Origin of the sequence: Cryobacterium sp. PH31-L1, from assembly GCF_030063145.1 — a bacterium.
Classification (GTDB): domain Bacteria; phylum Actinomycetota; class Actinomycetes; order Actinomycetales; family Microbacteriaceae; genus Cryobacterium.
This window is the reverse complement of sequence record NZ_JASISM010000001.1, coordinates 362,611-377,921: the sequence shown is the minus strand read 5'-3', so window position 1 is coordinate 377,921 and position 15,311 is coordinate 362,611. Positions and strand designations below refer to the sequence as shown.

At 66.0% G+C, this 15,311-nt stretch carries 11 protein-coding genes; 3 read left to right on the top strand and 8 right to left on the bottom strand.

Annotated features, from left to right (window positions below):
• Positions 1-40 precede the first annotated feature (40 nt).
• On the top strand, positions 41-1,807 hold the full coding sequence (locus QMF22_RS01805) for a right-handed parallel beta-helix repeat-containing protein (RefSeq protein ID WP_283449770.1): 1,767 nt from the start codon (positions 41-43) through the stop codon (positions 1,805-1,807).
• A 521-nt stretch (positions 1,808-2,328) separates the two neighbouring features.
• A complete protein-coding gene (locus QMF22_RS01800; RefSeq protein WP_283449768.1) occupies positions 2,329-4,251 on the top strand; it encodes a right-handed parallel beta-helix repeat-containing protein in 1,923 nt (640 codons plus the stop codon).
• Here QMF22_RS01800 and QMF22_RS01795 read toward each other — a convergent pair.
• The 7 genes from QMF22_RS01795 to QMF22_RS01765 all read right to left on the bottom strand — a co-directional run bounded on the left by QMF22_RS01795 (position 4,246) and on the right by QMF22_RS01765 (position 12,250).
• Positions 4,246-5,556, bottom strand: a complete 1,311-nt coding sequence (locus QMF22_RS01795) for a glycosyltransferase family 4 protein (protein WP_283449766.1) — start codon at positions 5,554-5,556, stop codon at positions 4,246-4,248. The genes QMF22_RS01800 and QMF22_RS01795 overlap by 6 nt on opposite strands.
• Positions 5,553-6,647, bottom strand: a complete 1,095-nt coding sequence (locus tag QMF22_RS01790; protein WP_283449764.1) for a hypothetical protein — start codon at positions 6,645-6,647, stop codon at positions 5,553-5,555. Before QMF22_RS01790 ends, QMF22_RS01795 begins: the two co-directional genes overlap by 4 nt.
• Complete coding sequence (locus tag QMF22_RS01785) at positions 6,644-7,630, bottom strand: glycosyltransferase (protein ID WP_283449762.1); 987 nt, start codon at positions 7,628-7,630, stop codon at positions 6,644-6,646. The genes QMF22_RS01790 and QMF22_RS01785 overlap by 4 nt, the downstream gene beginning before the upstream one ends.
• Before the next feature lie 86 nt (positions 7,631-7,716).
• Positions 7,717-9,192: a tyrosine-protein kinase domain-containing protein gene (locus QMF22_RS01780; RefSeq protein WP_283449760.1), complete on the bottom strand. Its 1,476-nt coding sequence runs from the start codon at positions 9,190-9,192 to the stop codon at positions 7,717-7,719.
• 105 nt (positions 9,193-9,297) lie between these two features.
• Positions 9,298-10,215: an alpha/beta hydrolase gene (locus tag QMF22_RS01775; protein ID WP_283449758.1), complete on the bottom strand. Its 918-nt coding sequence runs from the start codon at positions 10,213-10,215 to the stop codon at positions 9,298-9,300.
• On the bottom strand, positions 10,212-11,267 hold the full coding sequence (locus tag QMF22_RS01770) for an acyltransferase family protein (RefSeq protein ID WP_283449755.1): 1,056 nt from the start codon (positions 11,265-11,267) through the stop codon (positions 10,212-10,214). The genes QMF22_RS01775 and QMF22_RS01770 overlap by 4 nt, the downstream gene beginning before the upstream one ends.
• 215 nt (positions 11,268-11,482) lie before the next feature.
• Positions 11,483-12,250, bottom strand: a complete 768-nt coding sequence (locus QMF22_RS01765; RefSeq protein WP_283449753.1) for an HAD-IIB family hydrolase — start codon at positions 12,248-12,250, stop codon at positions 11,483-11,485.
• 83 nt (positions 12,251-12,333) lie between these two features.
• Between QMF22_RS01765 and QMF22_RS01760 the strand changes: the two genes are divergently transcribed.
• The gene (locus QMF22_RS01760; protein WP_283449751.1) at positions 12,334-12,960 is read left to right on the top strand and encodes a flavin reductase family protein; all 627 of its coding nucleotides are present in this window, start codon (positions 12,334-12,336) and stop codon (positions 12,958-12,960) included.
• 108 nt (positions 12,961-13,068) lie between these two features.
• Here QMF22_RS01760 and QMF22_RS01755 read toward each other — a convergent pair whose 3' ends face one another.
• Positions 13,069-15,279: an acyltransferase family protein gene (locus QMF22_RS01755; RefSeq protein WP_283449749.1), complete on the bottom strand. Its 2,211-nt coding sequence runs from the start codon at positions 15,277-15,279 to the stop codon at positions 13,069-13,071.
• Between the last annotated feature and the right edge of the window lie 32 nt (positions 15,280-15,311).

The following is a 15,311-nucleotide window of genomic DNA, read 5'->3' as shown; positions in this document are numbered from 1 at the left end:
TAGTCCCCTACGATCTCGGTCTTCGAACGCTGAATACGCAGTGCAGTCGCAACGACCAGGCCAGCATCCGGCACCAAGAGACCCGTCGAAAGACGTGCTCGCTACTTCCCCGGAAAAACGAGAACCTGACCGAATCACAGAGATCGACGAACCGACCCTCGGGCAAGAATTCACCCACGCCTGCCCTGCGACGGCACCGCGAGCATCCGCGCCAATCGCGCACCAGCTGTCCATTCGCGACCCTGACTCTCCGGAGGACTCCACCGTGCCCCTGTTCCGCAACCGCCCCCACCGCACGCCGACTTCCCGCACACTCGCCCGCCCGCGCGCATACGCCCGCCACGCCCTGATCACTGCACTCGCCTTCACGGCGGTCGGCGTGGCTGTTCTGGCCCCGATGACCGTCCCCAATCCGGGCATCGAGTCCGCCGCCGCCGGACCGGCCCGAACTATCATCGACAGCTCCTCGGCCAAGATCACCTATACCGGCGCCTGGCGCAGCACCCGCAATTCCGCCGACCGCGGGGGCTCCGTGCGGTTTCAGTTCAGTGCCGGCAGCGCGTCGATGACGTTCACGGGAACCAGCGTCGCCTTCATCACCCGCACCACCAAGAGCTCGGGAAAAAGCACCGTCTCGATCGACGGCAAGGTCGTCGCCACGGTGAACGCGTACTCCGCCAGAACCGTGCACCAGAAGACCGCGTTCAGCACGAGCAGCCTGTCGAGCGGAACCCACACCATCAAGATCAGTCGCACCGGCAAAAAGGATGACCGCTCGAGCGGCACCAACAGCATCGTCGACGCTTTCGTCGTGAACACGAGGACCAGCGTGGCCCCGGCTCCGGAACCCGCTCCTGCGCCTGTGCCCGCGCTAGCGCCGTCGACCGGAGTGCACCGCTATGCCGACTGCCCCGCCGCGACGACGACGGTGTACACCGCCGACGAGCTCACGGCGGCCGTCGACCGCGCACGGCCCGGCACCGTCATCAGGATGGCCCCCGGTACCTACAGGGGCCAGATCGACATGCACGCCAACGGCACCGCTTCCAGCCCGATCTGGGTCTGCGGCTCGCGCGACGCCGTGATCAACGTTGGCGGCATCCAGGACAACCACGGAATCCAGGTCAAGAACTCCTCCAACCTGGTGATCGCGGGCATGACCGTGACCAACAGCCTCAAGGGCATCAGCGTGATCAGCGGCACGAACGTGACCATCGCCGACACCCGCATCGACCACATCGGCTATGAAGGCATCCACCTGCGCGCTTTCACGACCGGCAGCACGGTCGTCGGCAACACCATTTCGAACACCGGCAAGCGCGACTCATCCTTCGGCGAGGGCATTTACATCGGAACCTCGGAGAACAATTGGTGCGCCCAGACCGACTGCAAGCCCGACCGCACCGACGGGACCCGGGTGCTGTCCAACCGCATCAGCCTTACCGGCGCCCAACCGATCGAGGTCAAGGAAGGCACGTCTGACGGCGTCATTCGCGACAACGTGATTGACGGTGCGAATGCCATGAGCGATGCCGAAGAGTGGGTCAAGGTCAAAGGCAACGACTGGACCATCGAGGGCAACCGTGGCTCCAATAGCCCGATGCACGGCTTCGCGGTCAACGGCAGTGTCGACGGCTGGGGCCTGCGCAATACCTTTACCGACAACTCCGGGGCGGTGAACGCCGGTGGTTACGCCTTCTTCATCCACGAAAAGGGCAGCAAGGGCTCAAGCAATACCAACGTGTCCTGCTCGAACTCGGTCACCCGCGCGAGCGAGGGATTCTCCAACATCGCCTGCACGCCCTAGCAGCGCCAGCCGCCCGGCGCGATACGAGAGAAGACCCCCCAGCCGCAACCGGTTGGGGGGTCTTTTTTGCGTGTGCCAACTCCACCGTCGTTGCGAGTGACAAAAACTCAAGAGTCTCAAATCCACTCTAGGCACTTTCACAGGAACAGCGGGTGGCGCCCCACAGCGAGCGCCCTCGGCCGACGAAATCTTTACCCCCCATCTGCGGGGCATCGCCCACAATGGGCAATAGCACTGATCAGGGCCAAATCCCCGAGGCTGTCTCACCTTTGCGGCCCGGACCACGTGCGAGCGCGCGGGGCCTCCCGCGCGCGCCCGTGCGAGGGACGGTCGCGGCATCCGCTCAATCTGCGCCCACAAACCCATTTACACACGGGTAATACGCAGCACTCCGAACGCTAATTGACGAAGTGATCACGGCGGCACCACCGCCGCAGATCACGCAGATCATGTGCGTTTGCGAATCCTTTCGGGTTCACGGACGTAACCATCCAGTCCATGAACATCCGGAAGGTTTCATCATGTTGTTCCCCCGCATCTCACGACGTGCCAGCATCGCGGCCATCGCCATCGCCGCGCTCGTTCCGCTCACCGCGATGATCCCCGTCAGCGTCTCTGCGGCATCGGCCGCCACTGCGCCGGCCGGCACTACTGTCGTCGACAGCAGCTCCTCGCAGGTCAAGTACTCGGGCACCTGGCTCTCGACCGGCTCGCCGTCGGACAATGGCGCATCGATCAAGTACACCTCGACCACGGCGAGCGCCTCGCTCACCTTCACCGGGTCGACCGTGGCCTTCGTGACCCGCATGACCAGCAGCTCCGGCACGAGCGACATCGCGATCGACGGCAAGGTTGTCGCCACGGTCAACGGATACTCCGCCACCACGAAATACCAGCAGAGCCTGTTCAGCACCTCGAGCCTCTCCAGCGGCACCCACACCATCAAGGTCACCCGCACCGGCAAGAAGGACGCCCGTTCGAGCGGGACCAGCAGCATCGTCGACGCTTTCGTCACCCTGACGCCGGCCGGCAGCACCGCTCCCGCACCAGCTCCGGCGCCAGAGCCCACCCCGGCAGCCCCGACCTCCACCGTTCCGGTGCAGGCTCCGGCCGGCTCGACCACTTTCGACAGTGACTCCGCACAGGTCACGTACTCCGGCACCTGGCGCACCTCCGGCTCGGCCAATGACTCGGGCGGCGGCGTGCAGTTCACCACGACCGCGGGCAGCGCCTCGTTCACCTTCCAGGGCACGAGCGTCGCTTTCATCACCCGCCTGACCAGCAGCTCGGGCACGAGCAACGTGGCCATCGACGGCGCGACCGTCGCCACGGTCAACGGCTACTCCGCCACCACCGCTTACCGCCAGAGTGCGTTCAGCACCACGAGCCTCTCAGCGGGAACGCACACCATCACGGTGACGCGCACCGGCCAGAAGGATGCCCGCTCCACCGGCACCAGCAGCATCGTCGACGCTTTCATCGTGACGGCCGTGCCGAGCACCGCGCCGACCCCGGCACCGATCAGTACCCACCGCTACGCTGACTGCCCCGCTGCCACCGTGAACGTGGCCACGGCCAGGGAACTCATGGCCGCCGTGGCACAGGCTCAGCCCGGCACCGTAATCAAGCTGGCCCCCGGAACCTACAACGAGCAGATCAACATAACCATGAACGGAACCGCCTCCAGCCCGATCTGGGTCTGCGGACCGCGTAGCGCCGTGATCAACGTCGGCAGCATCCAGGACAACCACGGCATCCAGATCACCAACTCGTCTAACCTCGTTGTTGCCGGCATGACCGTCACCAACAGCCTCAAAGGCATCAGCGTGATCCGCAGCAACCACGTCACCGTCGCCGACACGCTCGTCGAGAACGTCGGCTACGAGGGCATCCACGTTCGCGCCTTCAGCACCGACAACACCGTCGTCGGAAACACCATCCGCAACACCGGCAAGCGCGACCCGTTCTACGGCGAGGGCATCTACATCGGAACCTCAGACGCCAACTGGTGCGCTCAGACCAACTGCCAGCCCGACAACACCGACCGCACGCTGCTCATGGCCAACAACATCAGCCTGACCGGTGCCCAGCCGATCGAGGTCAAGGAAGGTACCTCGAACGGCATCATCCGCGACAACGTGATCGACGGTGCCAACGCCATGCCGCGCGCCGAGGAATGGGTCAAGGTCAAGGGCAACGACTGGAGCATCTACAACAACACCGGCAAGAACAGCACCATGCACGGCTTCGCGGTCAACGGAAGCGTCGCCGGCTGGGGACTGCGCAACGTCTTCTTCGGCAACACCGCCCCGGTCGGCGCCGCCGGCTACGGCTTCTTCGTGCACGAGCAGGGCAGCAAGGGTGCCAGCGGCACAAAGGTCTACTGCTCGAACACCGTCACGGCCGCCGGTTCCGGCTTCGCCAGCCAGGCCTGCATTTCATAACACACGGTCCGCTCGCCGGTCGAGCGCAGCCTTCCAACTGCGCTCGACCAGCGGAAAGACAGCGGCCGCCGAATAGGTAGTCTCAAAGGCGGATCTAGCCAGATCCGCCTTTTTGGCGCGCCAGGCGGCATCCGTTATCGCGTGCCGGAGGGCTGCCTCGAGGGAGTCGGCGTCGCCGGGTTCCACGATCATGCCCACACCGTTTGCGAGCACGGCCGGCACGCCACCGACCCGGGTCGCCACGACACAGTTTCTGCGGGCCATGGCTTCGAGAATGAACATGGGCATCGCCTCGTCGCGGGAGGGCAACACGGCGATCGCCGACCGCTCCAGCAACTTCATCAGCGCCTCGTGGCTGAGCGCCCCCACGAATTCGCCGCGGGTCAGCGGCACTGCGGGTTGGTCGACGATGGGGCCAGCGATGACCAGTTTCCAGAGCGGATGCTGCGGCGCAAGCCGCTGCCAGACCGCGACCAGCACATCGACGCCCTTACGCGTGCTGACCGCACCGCCGAAGACCACGAGGGGTTCGATCTCGCGCCGCACCCCGTCGGCGACGGCATTCGGCACGAGCACGACACGCTCCAGCGGCACGAACTCGGCGGCCGCGGCCTGCGACTCGGCGGACAGGGTCAGCACCACGTCGGCCGCGCGCAGGACACGCCCGACCAGTCCTGGCCGTTTCACGGCAAAGTCGGCGAAGGAGCTGCCGTGCAGCTGAGCCACCGTGGCGAACCCGCGCGCGTGGGCCAGGGCCAGCAACGCGCCTTCGCGCGCGAAGGACCCGCCCTGCGACAGGTGCGCAATCACCACGGTGCGCTCGGGCCTGGCCAGGCGCAGCACCTTCCAGAAAGCGGATGCCGCGAGCCCGGCCGCACGCACCCCGCCACTGCCGTTGCGCGACGCGATCATACGCAGGTCGAAGTCAGCGAAGGAGTGCGCCAGGTAGCCATTGACGACCTGACTCATACCGCCGGCGACTTCGCCGCTGCGCCCGACGTGCACGGCGAGCAGGCGTTCAGACTGCGCAGCCGAAGCGACCGGCGCGAGCGTCGGCCCGGGAACGGTGCCTGGGTGAATCTCGGTGCCGGAATCGGTGCCGGAGTCGGTTCGGCTGCCGGTTCGAGAGTCGGGAACCGCCGCAGCGGATGGGTGAAGGATGGCGATCGGTTCCGTCTCGATCGATTCGGTGTCGCCCAGATTAGACACGACGGGCTCGGCCGCAGCCTCCCCGGCACCGCCGGTCCCGACGTGGTTCGATACTGTCCCGATCGGCTCGGTGTCGCCCGCTTCGGCGAGGCTCACCGCACGCTCTCGGTCGTGAGCACCTGGTCGAGCAGGCGGCGCACGGTCTGCAATTCGTTCTGCGCCTCGGTCAGGCCGGCCAGAATAGCCGTGCGACGGCCCAGCAGATTCTGCAGCCGTGCGGCGATTTCGATGGCAGACAGCCCCGCGCTGACAATGCTCACGTCGTGCAGTCCGGCGGCGGCGAAATGCCGAGCGATCTTATCAGACTTGGGATCGACGAGGAGCGCGGCCGGAACCGCCCCCTCGGTCAGGGCCCCGACGAGCACGTGCAGGCGGTCACTCACGGTGAGCGCCGCACGCCGATACAGAGCACGCAGGCGCTGTTCCTGCTCGTCGTGGCCGGTGCCGTTCCAGCGCAGCGCCTCACCCCCGAGGTCGGCGGCCAGTTGAACGCACTTGTCATCATCGCGGAGCACCTGGGTGACACACCAGATCTGCAGGCCGTTGTCGGCCGCGACGGCACGCACCCCGGCGAGCCAGGCGGCGCTCGGGTATTCGAGATCGGAGCGCATCGACACGACGAGCACGTCGCGGCCCGCGCTGCCTGAATCAGCACTGCCCGCCCCGGCGAAGGCCAGGTCGGGCATGATGCTGCCCTGCCCGAGATACCCGGCTGTCGCCGCATCCCGCCACAACGACACGTTCGACAGTGCGATGGAAGGCCCCATCAGTGCTCGCGGCAGCGGTGCGAAGTTTCGGCTGCCCACTCCGACCCGGGCGACGCGACCGTGTCGGGCACGCACGAGTGCGAGCACCGGCAACATGGCGAGGTGCTCTTTCATCCCCACCAAGGTCAGCTGGATCTCGCCCGGTTTGAACACGTACGAGGCGTGGCCGCGGGCCGCACTGGCCAGCGCCGCGGCATACCACCGGCGAAACGAACGATACTGCACGTCGCCCGGGGTGAGGCCGAGCCCTTCGGCATACCCGTCGGGCGCCTCGCCGACGTAGACGTGCAGCGGGCCGCTCGCTCGCAACCAGTCGAGCAATTGGCGGCGCAGCAGAATGTCGCCGATGTTGTCGTACTGGCCGCGGGCGGGCACGAAGATGTCGCGCAGCATCCGCTGGGGAGAGCTCCCCTGGCTCATCGGTCGCTGGGCAGCGGAATGCGCACACCGGTGTCGATGGCACGACCGGCAGCGAAGCGGATGACGTCGGCCGTAAGATCGGGCGAGTCAACGGCTCGGGCGACGCCGAGATATTCGGCGAGCTCCGCTATCTGCATCTGGTGGTCATCGACGTGTTCACCGCGGTGCTTGCGGCGGGTCACGAGCACCGGAAAAATGCCCATTTCGAGCAGTCCCATGAAGGTGCCGACACCGGCGTGGGTGATCACGACGTCGGAGTTCAGGGCCGCATCGACGAACTGTGCGGTCGGCATCATCTGGTGCACCTGGCCGGGAAGGTCAGTGCGGTTGGTGGTGAAACCGAGCTGCCAGACGGTGCGCTCATCGGCCAGGCCGCTGGCGAGCACGGCGTCGACGAGGGAGTCGAAGCGGTAACCCTCGATGGTGCCGAGGGTGACGAACAGGCGGGGGCGCTCCGGCGCTGGCCGAATCAACGAATGGTAGGTGGACAGCACGCTCGGGTGCGTTCGCCACCGGTTGGTGGCCCAGGCTGGATGCTGGGTACGAAGGCTGACCAGGTGGCTGGCGGCGAGCATCCGCCCGCTGAGCGATGGCCCCTCGACGCGCGAGACACTCTCGATGTAGAGGCTCGGCACGCCGCTGATCGCGGCCTGCGGCAGCGCCGCGACGGCGAGGCCGGCACCGGTGCTCACTGCCCCCTCAAACGCTTCGTGTTTGAGCACACGTCGAACGATGCCGGCCGCGCGCATCATGCCGAGGTAGTCTCGCGGACGCACATACGGCACATGGATGCGGCGCTGGCCGGCCAATAACGACCGGCTCTGCATGGAATCAAAGGTGACCCAGAGCGAACTGGGCGAGGCGCCCAGCCCGGGTGCCAGCCGCACCAGCTGGGCCAGGTGCCCGCCGGTGGAGGCGACGAGCAGAAGCTTTCGTTGCTGGGAGGGCGACGAATCGATCGGGTAAGACGAGTGCACGGACACTGAGGCTCCCTTCGAGTAAAGCCTTTGTAGAACTGATTCGAACGTGCGTCTTCGAACGTGCGCCAAACAGAATGGAACGGGTGGATCTACCAGGTGACGCGGGTGGGGGTGTCTGCCGGGGCAGACTCGCTGTCGGGCGCGGTCGAACGACTCGCGTCGTTCGTCGCCGCGTCGACCGCTGGAGTGGCACGGGGTGCCGGGCGGGAAGTAGCCGCGAAACCGGCGCCCTGCACGAGCGCGTCGGGACCGCGAGTGGGAACCATGGCCAGCACGACACCGAGGGGCGTCGTGCCGACCGCTTCGAGTGCGTCGAAGGCGGCGAGCAGCTCGGGTTCGCGCACCCGGTTCGCGCCGACGACCAGGATGGTGCCGCCGGTCCAGCGGCTGAGCACGGCAGCGTCGGTCACCGCGAGTACCGACGGGGCGTCGATGAGCACGTAGTCGTAGCTGCTGCTGAGCACGTCGAGCACGGTGCCCATGGCGGTCGATCCGAGCAGTTCACTCGGGTTCGTCGGAATTTTGCCCGACGACAATACGGTGAGCGGATGCTGCGTACCCCACGATTGTAGGGATTCCTTGAGCTGCACGTCGCCGAGGAGCACCTCGGTCAGGCCACGATCGGCGTCGAGGCCGAGGTAGTCGGCGAGCCGGGGCGTGCGCAGGTCGGCGTCGATGACGGCGACGGTCGCACCGCTCTCGGCCAGCACGATGGCGAGGTTCACGAGCGTCGTGGTCTTGCCCTCGCCCGAAACGGAGGACGTCACAACGAGGCTGCGACGACCGGTGTCGGCGTCGGCGAACTCGAGATTGGTGCGCAACACCCGGAACGCTTCAGCGCGGGCGGTGGAAGTACCGTCGGGCGAGATGATCGGGTTGGCGCGGGCTTCGAGCGGAATTCCGCCGAGCATGGGAACGACGGTGAGTCGTTCGATGTCGTCGCGGTTGTAGATGCGGCGGTCGAGCAGCCCGAGGATGAGCGCGGTGATCAGTCCGACCAGCAGCCCGATCAGCAGCCCTACGGCGAGGTTGAGGTAGAGCTGAGGCAGCGCGGGGTTATCGGGGGCGACTGCGGGGTCGAGCACGCCGACCGTGACCGGGCTGGCACCGCCGTCGGCGGGCGTCTCCAGCTGGTTGATGACGACGTCGGCAAAACTCTCCGAGACGGCCTGCGCGAGCTGCTGGGCGGCATCCGCTGTGGAGGCAAGCGCTGCGATCTCAATGACCGCTGAACCGGGCTGCGTTGTGGCCGTCACGCGCTTGACCAGGTCGACCGCGCTCTCATCGAGGCCCAGGCTTGCGATCACCGGGTCGAGCACGCGGGGGCTCGTGGCGACGTCGAGGTAGTACGGCAGCTTCTGCACGACGAAGTTGTTGCCCTGCACGAGGTCACCGGGTGTTGAGCCGTTTTGAATCTGGGCGGCCACGAACACGCGGGTGGAGGCCTGGTACTGCACGGGGGTAATCAGCGCGGCTGCTGCTCCACCGACCAGGCCGAGCAGCATGAAGGCGACAATGAGAATCCATCGCTTTCGGAATATTCGAACCAGTCGTTTCAGTTCCATGGGCACTTCTCCCCGCGTGATCGACGCATCGTGCTTCGGGTGCACGATGACAGAAACCTATGTTGGCATAAAAATCCTCACTTTTGGACCGCCAGGCTTGAGGATTTAATCAGTCCGTGACGCGGAGTTAACTAGATTGTCGATCAGAAACTGACGAATACTCGCACGCGTGGTCTCATCGAGGAGCTCCAATGCGTGTCGTTTACCGGGTTTCACGTCGAGAGTGACCGGTACACCGACCGCTTTGAGCGCGAGGGCCATGGCCTCCCCCTGTTCGACGGGAACGAGTTCTTTTTTTGAAATGGCGATGTAAAACGGCGGGTCGGTCTTATCCACGGAGTACAACGGCGACGCCTCGCGGGAATTCGGGCAGTCGGTGAAGTCGGAACAACCCAGGTACTGCAGAATAGAGGCGATCGCCGTCTGCGACGGGTCGCCGAGCAGGAGTCCGTTCTCGGTGAGGTCGACCGCCGGCGACATCGCCACGACCGCCGCGACCCGATCACCGCTGGTGAGGCTGCCGGTGCCGTTGGTCCCGATCGAGGCGGCGATGATTGCACCAGCCGAACTGCCGAACAATCCGATGCGTTCGGGATCGATGCCGAATTCAGCGACCTGTGCGGGCTCCCTCAACCACTCGAGCGCGTCGGTGACGTCGTTCACCTGGGCCGGGTACGCGAATTTCGGAGCCAGACGGTAATCCACCGAGAAGGCCGCGATGCCGCCGTCGGCCAGCTCTGAGCAGAGCGCGGTCATGCCGCCGAAGTCTTTGGTGCCGCTGTCGAAGCCACCGCCGTGAATGAGAATCATGGCCGCGGTGGGAGTCTTCTTGCGTTTGGGCAGGCAGGCGTTCAGCAGTAGCTTCTGGCCTCGGGCAGTACCGTATTGCAGGTCGTTCTGCAGCGCTACCGAGTCGGTGTGCAGGTTGGCGACGGGCGCGGTGGGGGTGGCTGAGCATCCGCTGAGGAGCAAACCAGCAGCCACCAGCACAGCGGATGCCCCGATCAAGCGCGTTTTCTTCATAACAGGTCTCCGTTCAGATGAGCCCTACGCGAAACCGATTTGGTCTGGCGTTTGCGGAACGGGCTGACCCAGAGGAACGAGAACCGGCGCAAGAGCTTGGCGAGGTAGAGCGAGGCGACGAGCACGAGGGCAGCGAGCAGGAACGGCAGAGCATTGCCGGCTCGCTCGAGCCAGGGTGATTCGGCGAAGGGTGCGAGGAGCGCGAGGGCGCCGGCCACGAGAAACAGGTGAAGCAGGTAGATCTGAAAGCTGTATTGGCCGAGGGTGTTCATGAAGTTCAGCCATTTCACCCGCACGAGCAGGGTGGCCAGGGCCACGCCCATGGCGACGGCGACCGCGCTCTCGAGCAAAATCAGCCCGGGAACGCGGGAAAGGTGCAGCGGTACGAGCAGCACGGCGATGGCGATATACGCGGCCACGAGTACGACGGTGTTCCACACCCGCACCCGCGCGGCCAGACGGTAAATGGCGTGGGGAAAGTAGACCGCGGTGATGAAGAAGAGGAAATTGGCCGCGACGCGGTCCCAGCCCACGTTGTCGAGGTCGAGCACTCCCGGCGTCGTCGACAGCACGGCCACGACTGTGGCGAGCCCGATTTGCGCCGGGACCGGCAGTTTACGGAGCAGCCAGGCGAGCAGGGTGAAGATAGCCAGAGCCCAGATGAACCAGTAACTGCTGGTGGGCCAGACCGGGAGGAGCGCGATGTTGACCAGGTCGGTCGGCGATCGTTCCGTGCCTCGCAGGTGCGGAACAACGAGGTAGAAGACCACCCGAATGACCGACCAGAGCAGGTAGAGGTAGACCAGGGTGAGCAGGCGGCGGCGCCAGAGATCCTTGAAGTTCCAGGTGAGCATGCGCCGGGCGGTGAGACCGGCAATGAAGAAGAACACCGGCATCGGAAAGTAGCTGAGCACGAGGCGCAGTCGCGGCGTGCTGCCGGCCAGGCCGAGGTCATTGAGGAACAACGACGAGTGGTAGAGCACGACGAGAATGATGGCCGCGCCCTTGGCGAAGTTGATCCACTCGCGGTTCTCGGCCCGTATCTCTTTCACAAGCGAAATGTACACGAGAAAAACTCAGGATGGAATCTCGACCTCGATCGTCGGGCGCTTGCAGGCTGCGACGGCGCCCTGTTTACTGCCGTCCGAAGGCTCTCCCCCGTGGCGAATTCAGGAAATCGGCGACCAGCGTGGTTTGGCGGGCGGCGGCATCCGTCGGTTGCGGTCTTCCTGAATTAGCCACACAAAGAGTGGGATTCCGAGGAGGGTCAGACGGCCACGTAGCGGGGAATCAGGTCCTCGAGCAAGGCTGCGGTGTCTGGCCAGCCTTCGACGGCCATGCACTCCACGCCAAGAACCTTGACCGGGTAGTCGTTGCCGTTCTCGTCGAGGCGATCGCCGACGAACAGCATGTCGTCGAGCCCGATCCCGGTGAGGTCGGCCAGGCGCTTCATGCCGTAGGCCTTGTCGATGCCCTGCCGGGTGATATCAACGGAAGTCGACCCGCCGGAGCGCACCTCGAGGTCGGGCAGCAGAGCCTGCACGGCTTCCCGCAGGGCATTCTTCTTCTCGCCGGTCGGGTCCCAGGCGATTTTGGACGCAACCGGGGCGGCCTGGCCAAGCGCGGAGAAGGTGATCTGCGACCCGCGGTCTTCGAGGATCGGACCCCAGGTGTTGCTTTCCCAGTAGCCGAGGTCGCGGGCGGTCTGCTCGACGGCCTGGAGCGCCCGCGCCTTCTGGTCGTCACTGAGGTTCTCGGCGTAGACCTGGGTCCAGCCCTGGGCGTCGCTCCGGTAGTACTGGGTGCCGCAGGTGGGCATGAGGTGCAGCCGGGCGAGCTTCTCTGCGCTGATCTCGGGCAGGTTGTCGATGATCTGCGCCTGGAACTGACCGAACTGGCCGCCGGAAATGACGCAGACCTCGCTGACACTGAGCAGCCTCACGAGCAAATCGATCATGGTCGGGTCGAGCGCGGACTTGGACGGCGCGAGGGTATCGTCGAGGTCGAAGGCCACCAGGCGGGGAAGAGTAGGCATCAGGCCACTCTATCGGCGCGGGCCGGTTGCCGGCCGGGCGCGGCGCCGGCCACGCGGGCGAAGCGAGTTGTTAGCCTGAGCGGATGCGCACAGACTTCGACCCAGAGACCCTGCCCCGCCGCGACTTCTACCGCCTGCTCAACTCGCTCGTGGTGCCGCGGCCGATCGCCTGGGTCTCGAGCCGGTCGGCGGAGGGTGTCGACAATCTGGCGCCGCATTCGTTCTTCACCGTGGCATCCGTTTCTCCGCCGATCGTGCAGTTCACCTCGGTGGGCGTGAAAGACACCGTACGCAATATTCGCGCAAACGGGGACTTCGTGGTGAACTTCACGCCCGAGGCGCTGTTCGACGAGGTCAACGCCACGGGCACCGACTTCGCGCCCGACGAGAGCGAGTTCGACCGCGCCGGGCTCACCCGGGAGCCGAGCTTGACCGTGGCCTCGATGCGGGTCGCCGAGTCCCCGGCCGCGATCGAGTGCCGTCTGCATTCGACCCTGGTCATGGGCGACTGCACGCTCGTGTTCGGTGAGGTCACCCACATTGCCATCGCGACCAACGTGGTCGACGAGGCCGGACATCCGCTCATCGACAAGCTGCGGCCGCTATCGCGCCTGGGCCTCGACGAGTGGGGCACGATCGGTGAGGTCAAGGAGATCCGCCGCATTCGCGCGAGCGAGTGGCCGCGCGAGTTTCGGCCGCGCGAGCACTGACCATGGGGTGACGCGGTCCAAGCGGATGCGCGCGCCCCAATTCGGTAGGCGCTACGACGATTACCGCAGCGCCTTCCGATATCGGGGGCGGTTGCAAGCGGCGAGCGGCTAGGTGGCCGGCGGGAACAGGGCCTCCGCGAGCAGCGGGCCGAGCTGGGTGCTCGCCTCGCGCACGAAATGCTGGCCGTCGAAGAAGACCGGCGTGTTGTCGATGACCGCCGGGCAGCTGTTGTCGACACACAACCACGGCACGACGTTGACGTACTGGGCGAAGTCGCCGAACTGTTCGATGGCTCCCTGTTCGGTCGCGACGACCTTCTGGTAGAGACTCGAGGGGCTGTAGGTGCAGTCCGCGGGGGCGCTCGTGAGGGTCTTGCACTCGGCGAACGGCGTGCTGGCCGGCGGCGGGGAGAGCACAGCGACGTGGTCGGTCGCGCCCTGTAGGGCCGTGATCGTTTCGGCGGTCGCGGTCTGCCACTCGGTGAGGGCTGCGGCTCCCTCGTTGCCGCTGGCCAGGCGCACGATGGATCCGGCCAGGCTCGACATAATCACGAGATCGGGCGAGAGGCGCGCGACCTCGGCATAGACCCAGGCGTGGTGGTCGTCGCAGGTGGCGGCCGACGCGTCGGAGGCGTTCTTGGGTGCCACCGAGATGTTGACGGCCGGGCAGGAGAACATGGTCAGCGACTGCACGTTGTAGCCGAGCGGTTCGAGTGCGGCGCGGATGGCAGGCATGTAGCTGATGGCCATGGAGTCCCCGAGCAGCACTGCGGTTTTGGTGGCCGCTGGGTCGCCGTAGAGGCACCCGACGGCGTTCTTCTCGCTGACCGAGAGGCAGTTATCGTCGACCCATTCCGGGGCGCCGGAGCTGTCACCGAGGGCGTCGAACGCGGGGGTGGTCGCGGGCCAGGCTGTCGCGGCCAGGGCGGCGGTAATCTCGGTCTGGCGGGTGGCCAGCAGGGTGGCCGGTTCGGCGGGCGGCTGCACGCCGAGGTCGGCGACCGGGGCCGGGTCGGCTTGGGGGGCGGAGGACGTCCCGCCCTTCAGCGCGATGAACGAGACCGAGACGATGACGAGGGTCACGACGACGAGGGCGCCGATCCAGGCCTGGGCGGGGGTGATGCCGGGGCGGCGTGTGGTGGTGGGGCGGCGCATCCGTTCTCGCTTTCGGGTTTGGGCAGTTTCGAGCCACAGCGAATGGCGAATGGGGTCTTCGACGAAGTGAAAGGAGAACACGGAGAGGGCCACCATGAGTACGAGGGCCAGCGGCAGGTAGACCGGCGAGTCGGTGGCGAAGACGGTGGCAAGCAGAATCACGACCGGAAAATGCCACAGATAGAGGGAGTAGGAGATTTTTCCGACATAGCGGCTGACCGGGTTGGTCAGCGGAAACAGCAGGCGCTGTTCGGGCTGTCCGATTCCGGCTGCGATGACCAGGGCGGCTCCCGCGACGGGCAGCATTCCCCAGGGCGCCGGAAATGGGGAGTCGCGGCTGATCAGCAGAAGGCTGGCAACGATGAGTGCGAGGCCGAACCAGGCGAGCAGTGGTCGCAGTAAAGCCGGCAGCTTGGCCAGGCCGGGAGCGGCGGCGGCCAGGAGGGCGCCGATGCCGAGTTCCCAGGCGCGGGCCCCGGTGGAGAAGTAGGCGATGGCCGGGCTGGTCGAGGTTTCGAAGAAGCTCCAGGCCAGAAAGGCGAGGGTGATGACGCCGGTGGTGACGGCAACGGTCGCGATCAGGGCTCTGGCACTGAGAGTGCGGCGGCCGGCGAGGGCGAAGATCACGATGAGCAGGAACGGCCAGACGAAGTAGAACTGTTCCTCAACCGCGAGCGACCAGTAGTGCTGCAGTGGGGAGATAGCGTTGGTGGCCTGCAGGTAGTCGGTTCCGACGAAGGCGAAGTGCCAGTTAGCCACGAACAGGGCCGAGTAGACGCCGTCCCACAGAGTGCCCAGGGCGCGGGCGCCGGGCAGCAGCAGGTAGCCGATCGCGACCGTGACGACGAGTACGAGGAGCGAGACCGGCAGGATTCGGCGGATGCGGCGGCGGTAGAAGTCGACGAGGGAGACACGGCCGGTGCGGGCGTGTTCCTTCAGCAGAAGGCTCGTGATGAGAAAGCCGGAGATGACGAAGAAGATGTCGACGCCGATGAATCCGCCGGACGGCCAGCCGAGCAGATGGTCGAAAATGACGACAATCACGGCGACCGCGCGCAGGCCCTCAATGTCGCCGCGGAAGGTGCGCGTGGCGGACTTGCCGCCGGTGCGGCCGGCCGGGTCGGGTGCGCGCTCCTGGCGCTCCAGGGTGGACTGAACGGACATGTATAGCCTCCGACTCGGGTTTCGGAACTGGT

What these genes read in the sequence shown, in the direction of transcription:
- QMF22_RS01800 (WP_283449768.1), top strand. Translation starts at nt 2,329, where the DNA reads ATGTTGTTCCCCCGCATCTCACGACGTGCCAGCATCGCGGCCATCGCC.
- QMF22_RS01790 (WP_283449764.1), bottom strand. Translation starts at nt 6,647, where the DNA reads ATGAGCCAGGGGAGCTCTCCCCAGCGGATGCTGCGCGACATCTTCGTG.
- QMF22_RS01780 (WP_283449760.1), bottom strand. Translation starts at nt 9,192, where the DNA reads ATGGAACTGAAACGACTGGTTCGAATATTCCGAAAGCGATGGATTCTC.
- QMF22_RS01775 (WP_283449758.1), bottom strand. Translation starts at nt 10,215, where the DNA reads ATGAAGAAAACGCGCTTGATCGGGGCATCCGCTGTGCTGGTGGCTGCT.
- QMF22_RS01765 (WP_283449753.1), bottom strand. Translation starts at nt 12,250, where the DNA reads ATGCCTACTCTTCCCCGCCTGGTGGCCTTCGACCTCGACGATACCCTC.
- QMF22_RS01760 (WP_283449751.1), top strand. Translation starts at nt 12,334, where the DNA reads ATGCGCACAGACTTCGACCCAGAGACCCTGCCCCGCCGCGACTTCTAC.
- QMF22_RS01755 (WP_283449749.1), bottom strand. Translation starts at nt 15,279, where the DNA reads ATGTCCGTTCAGTCCACCCTGGAGCGCCAGGAGCGCGCACCCGACCCG.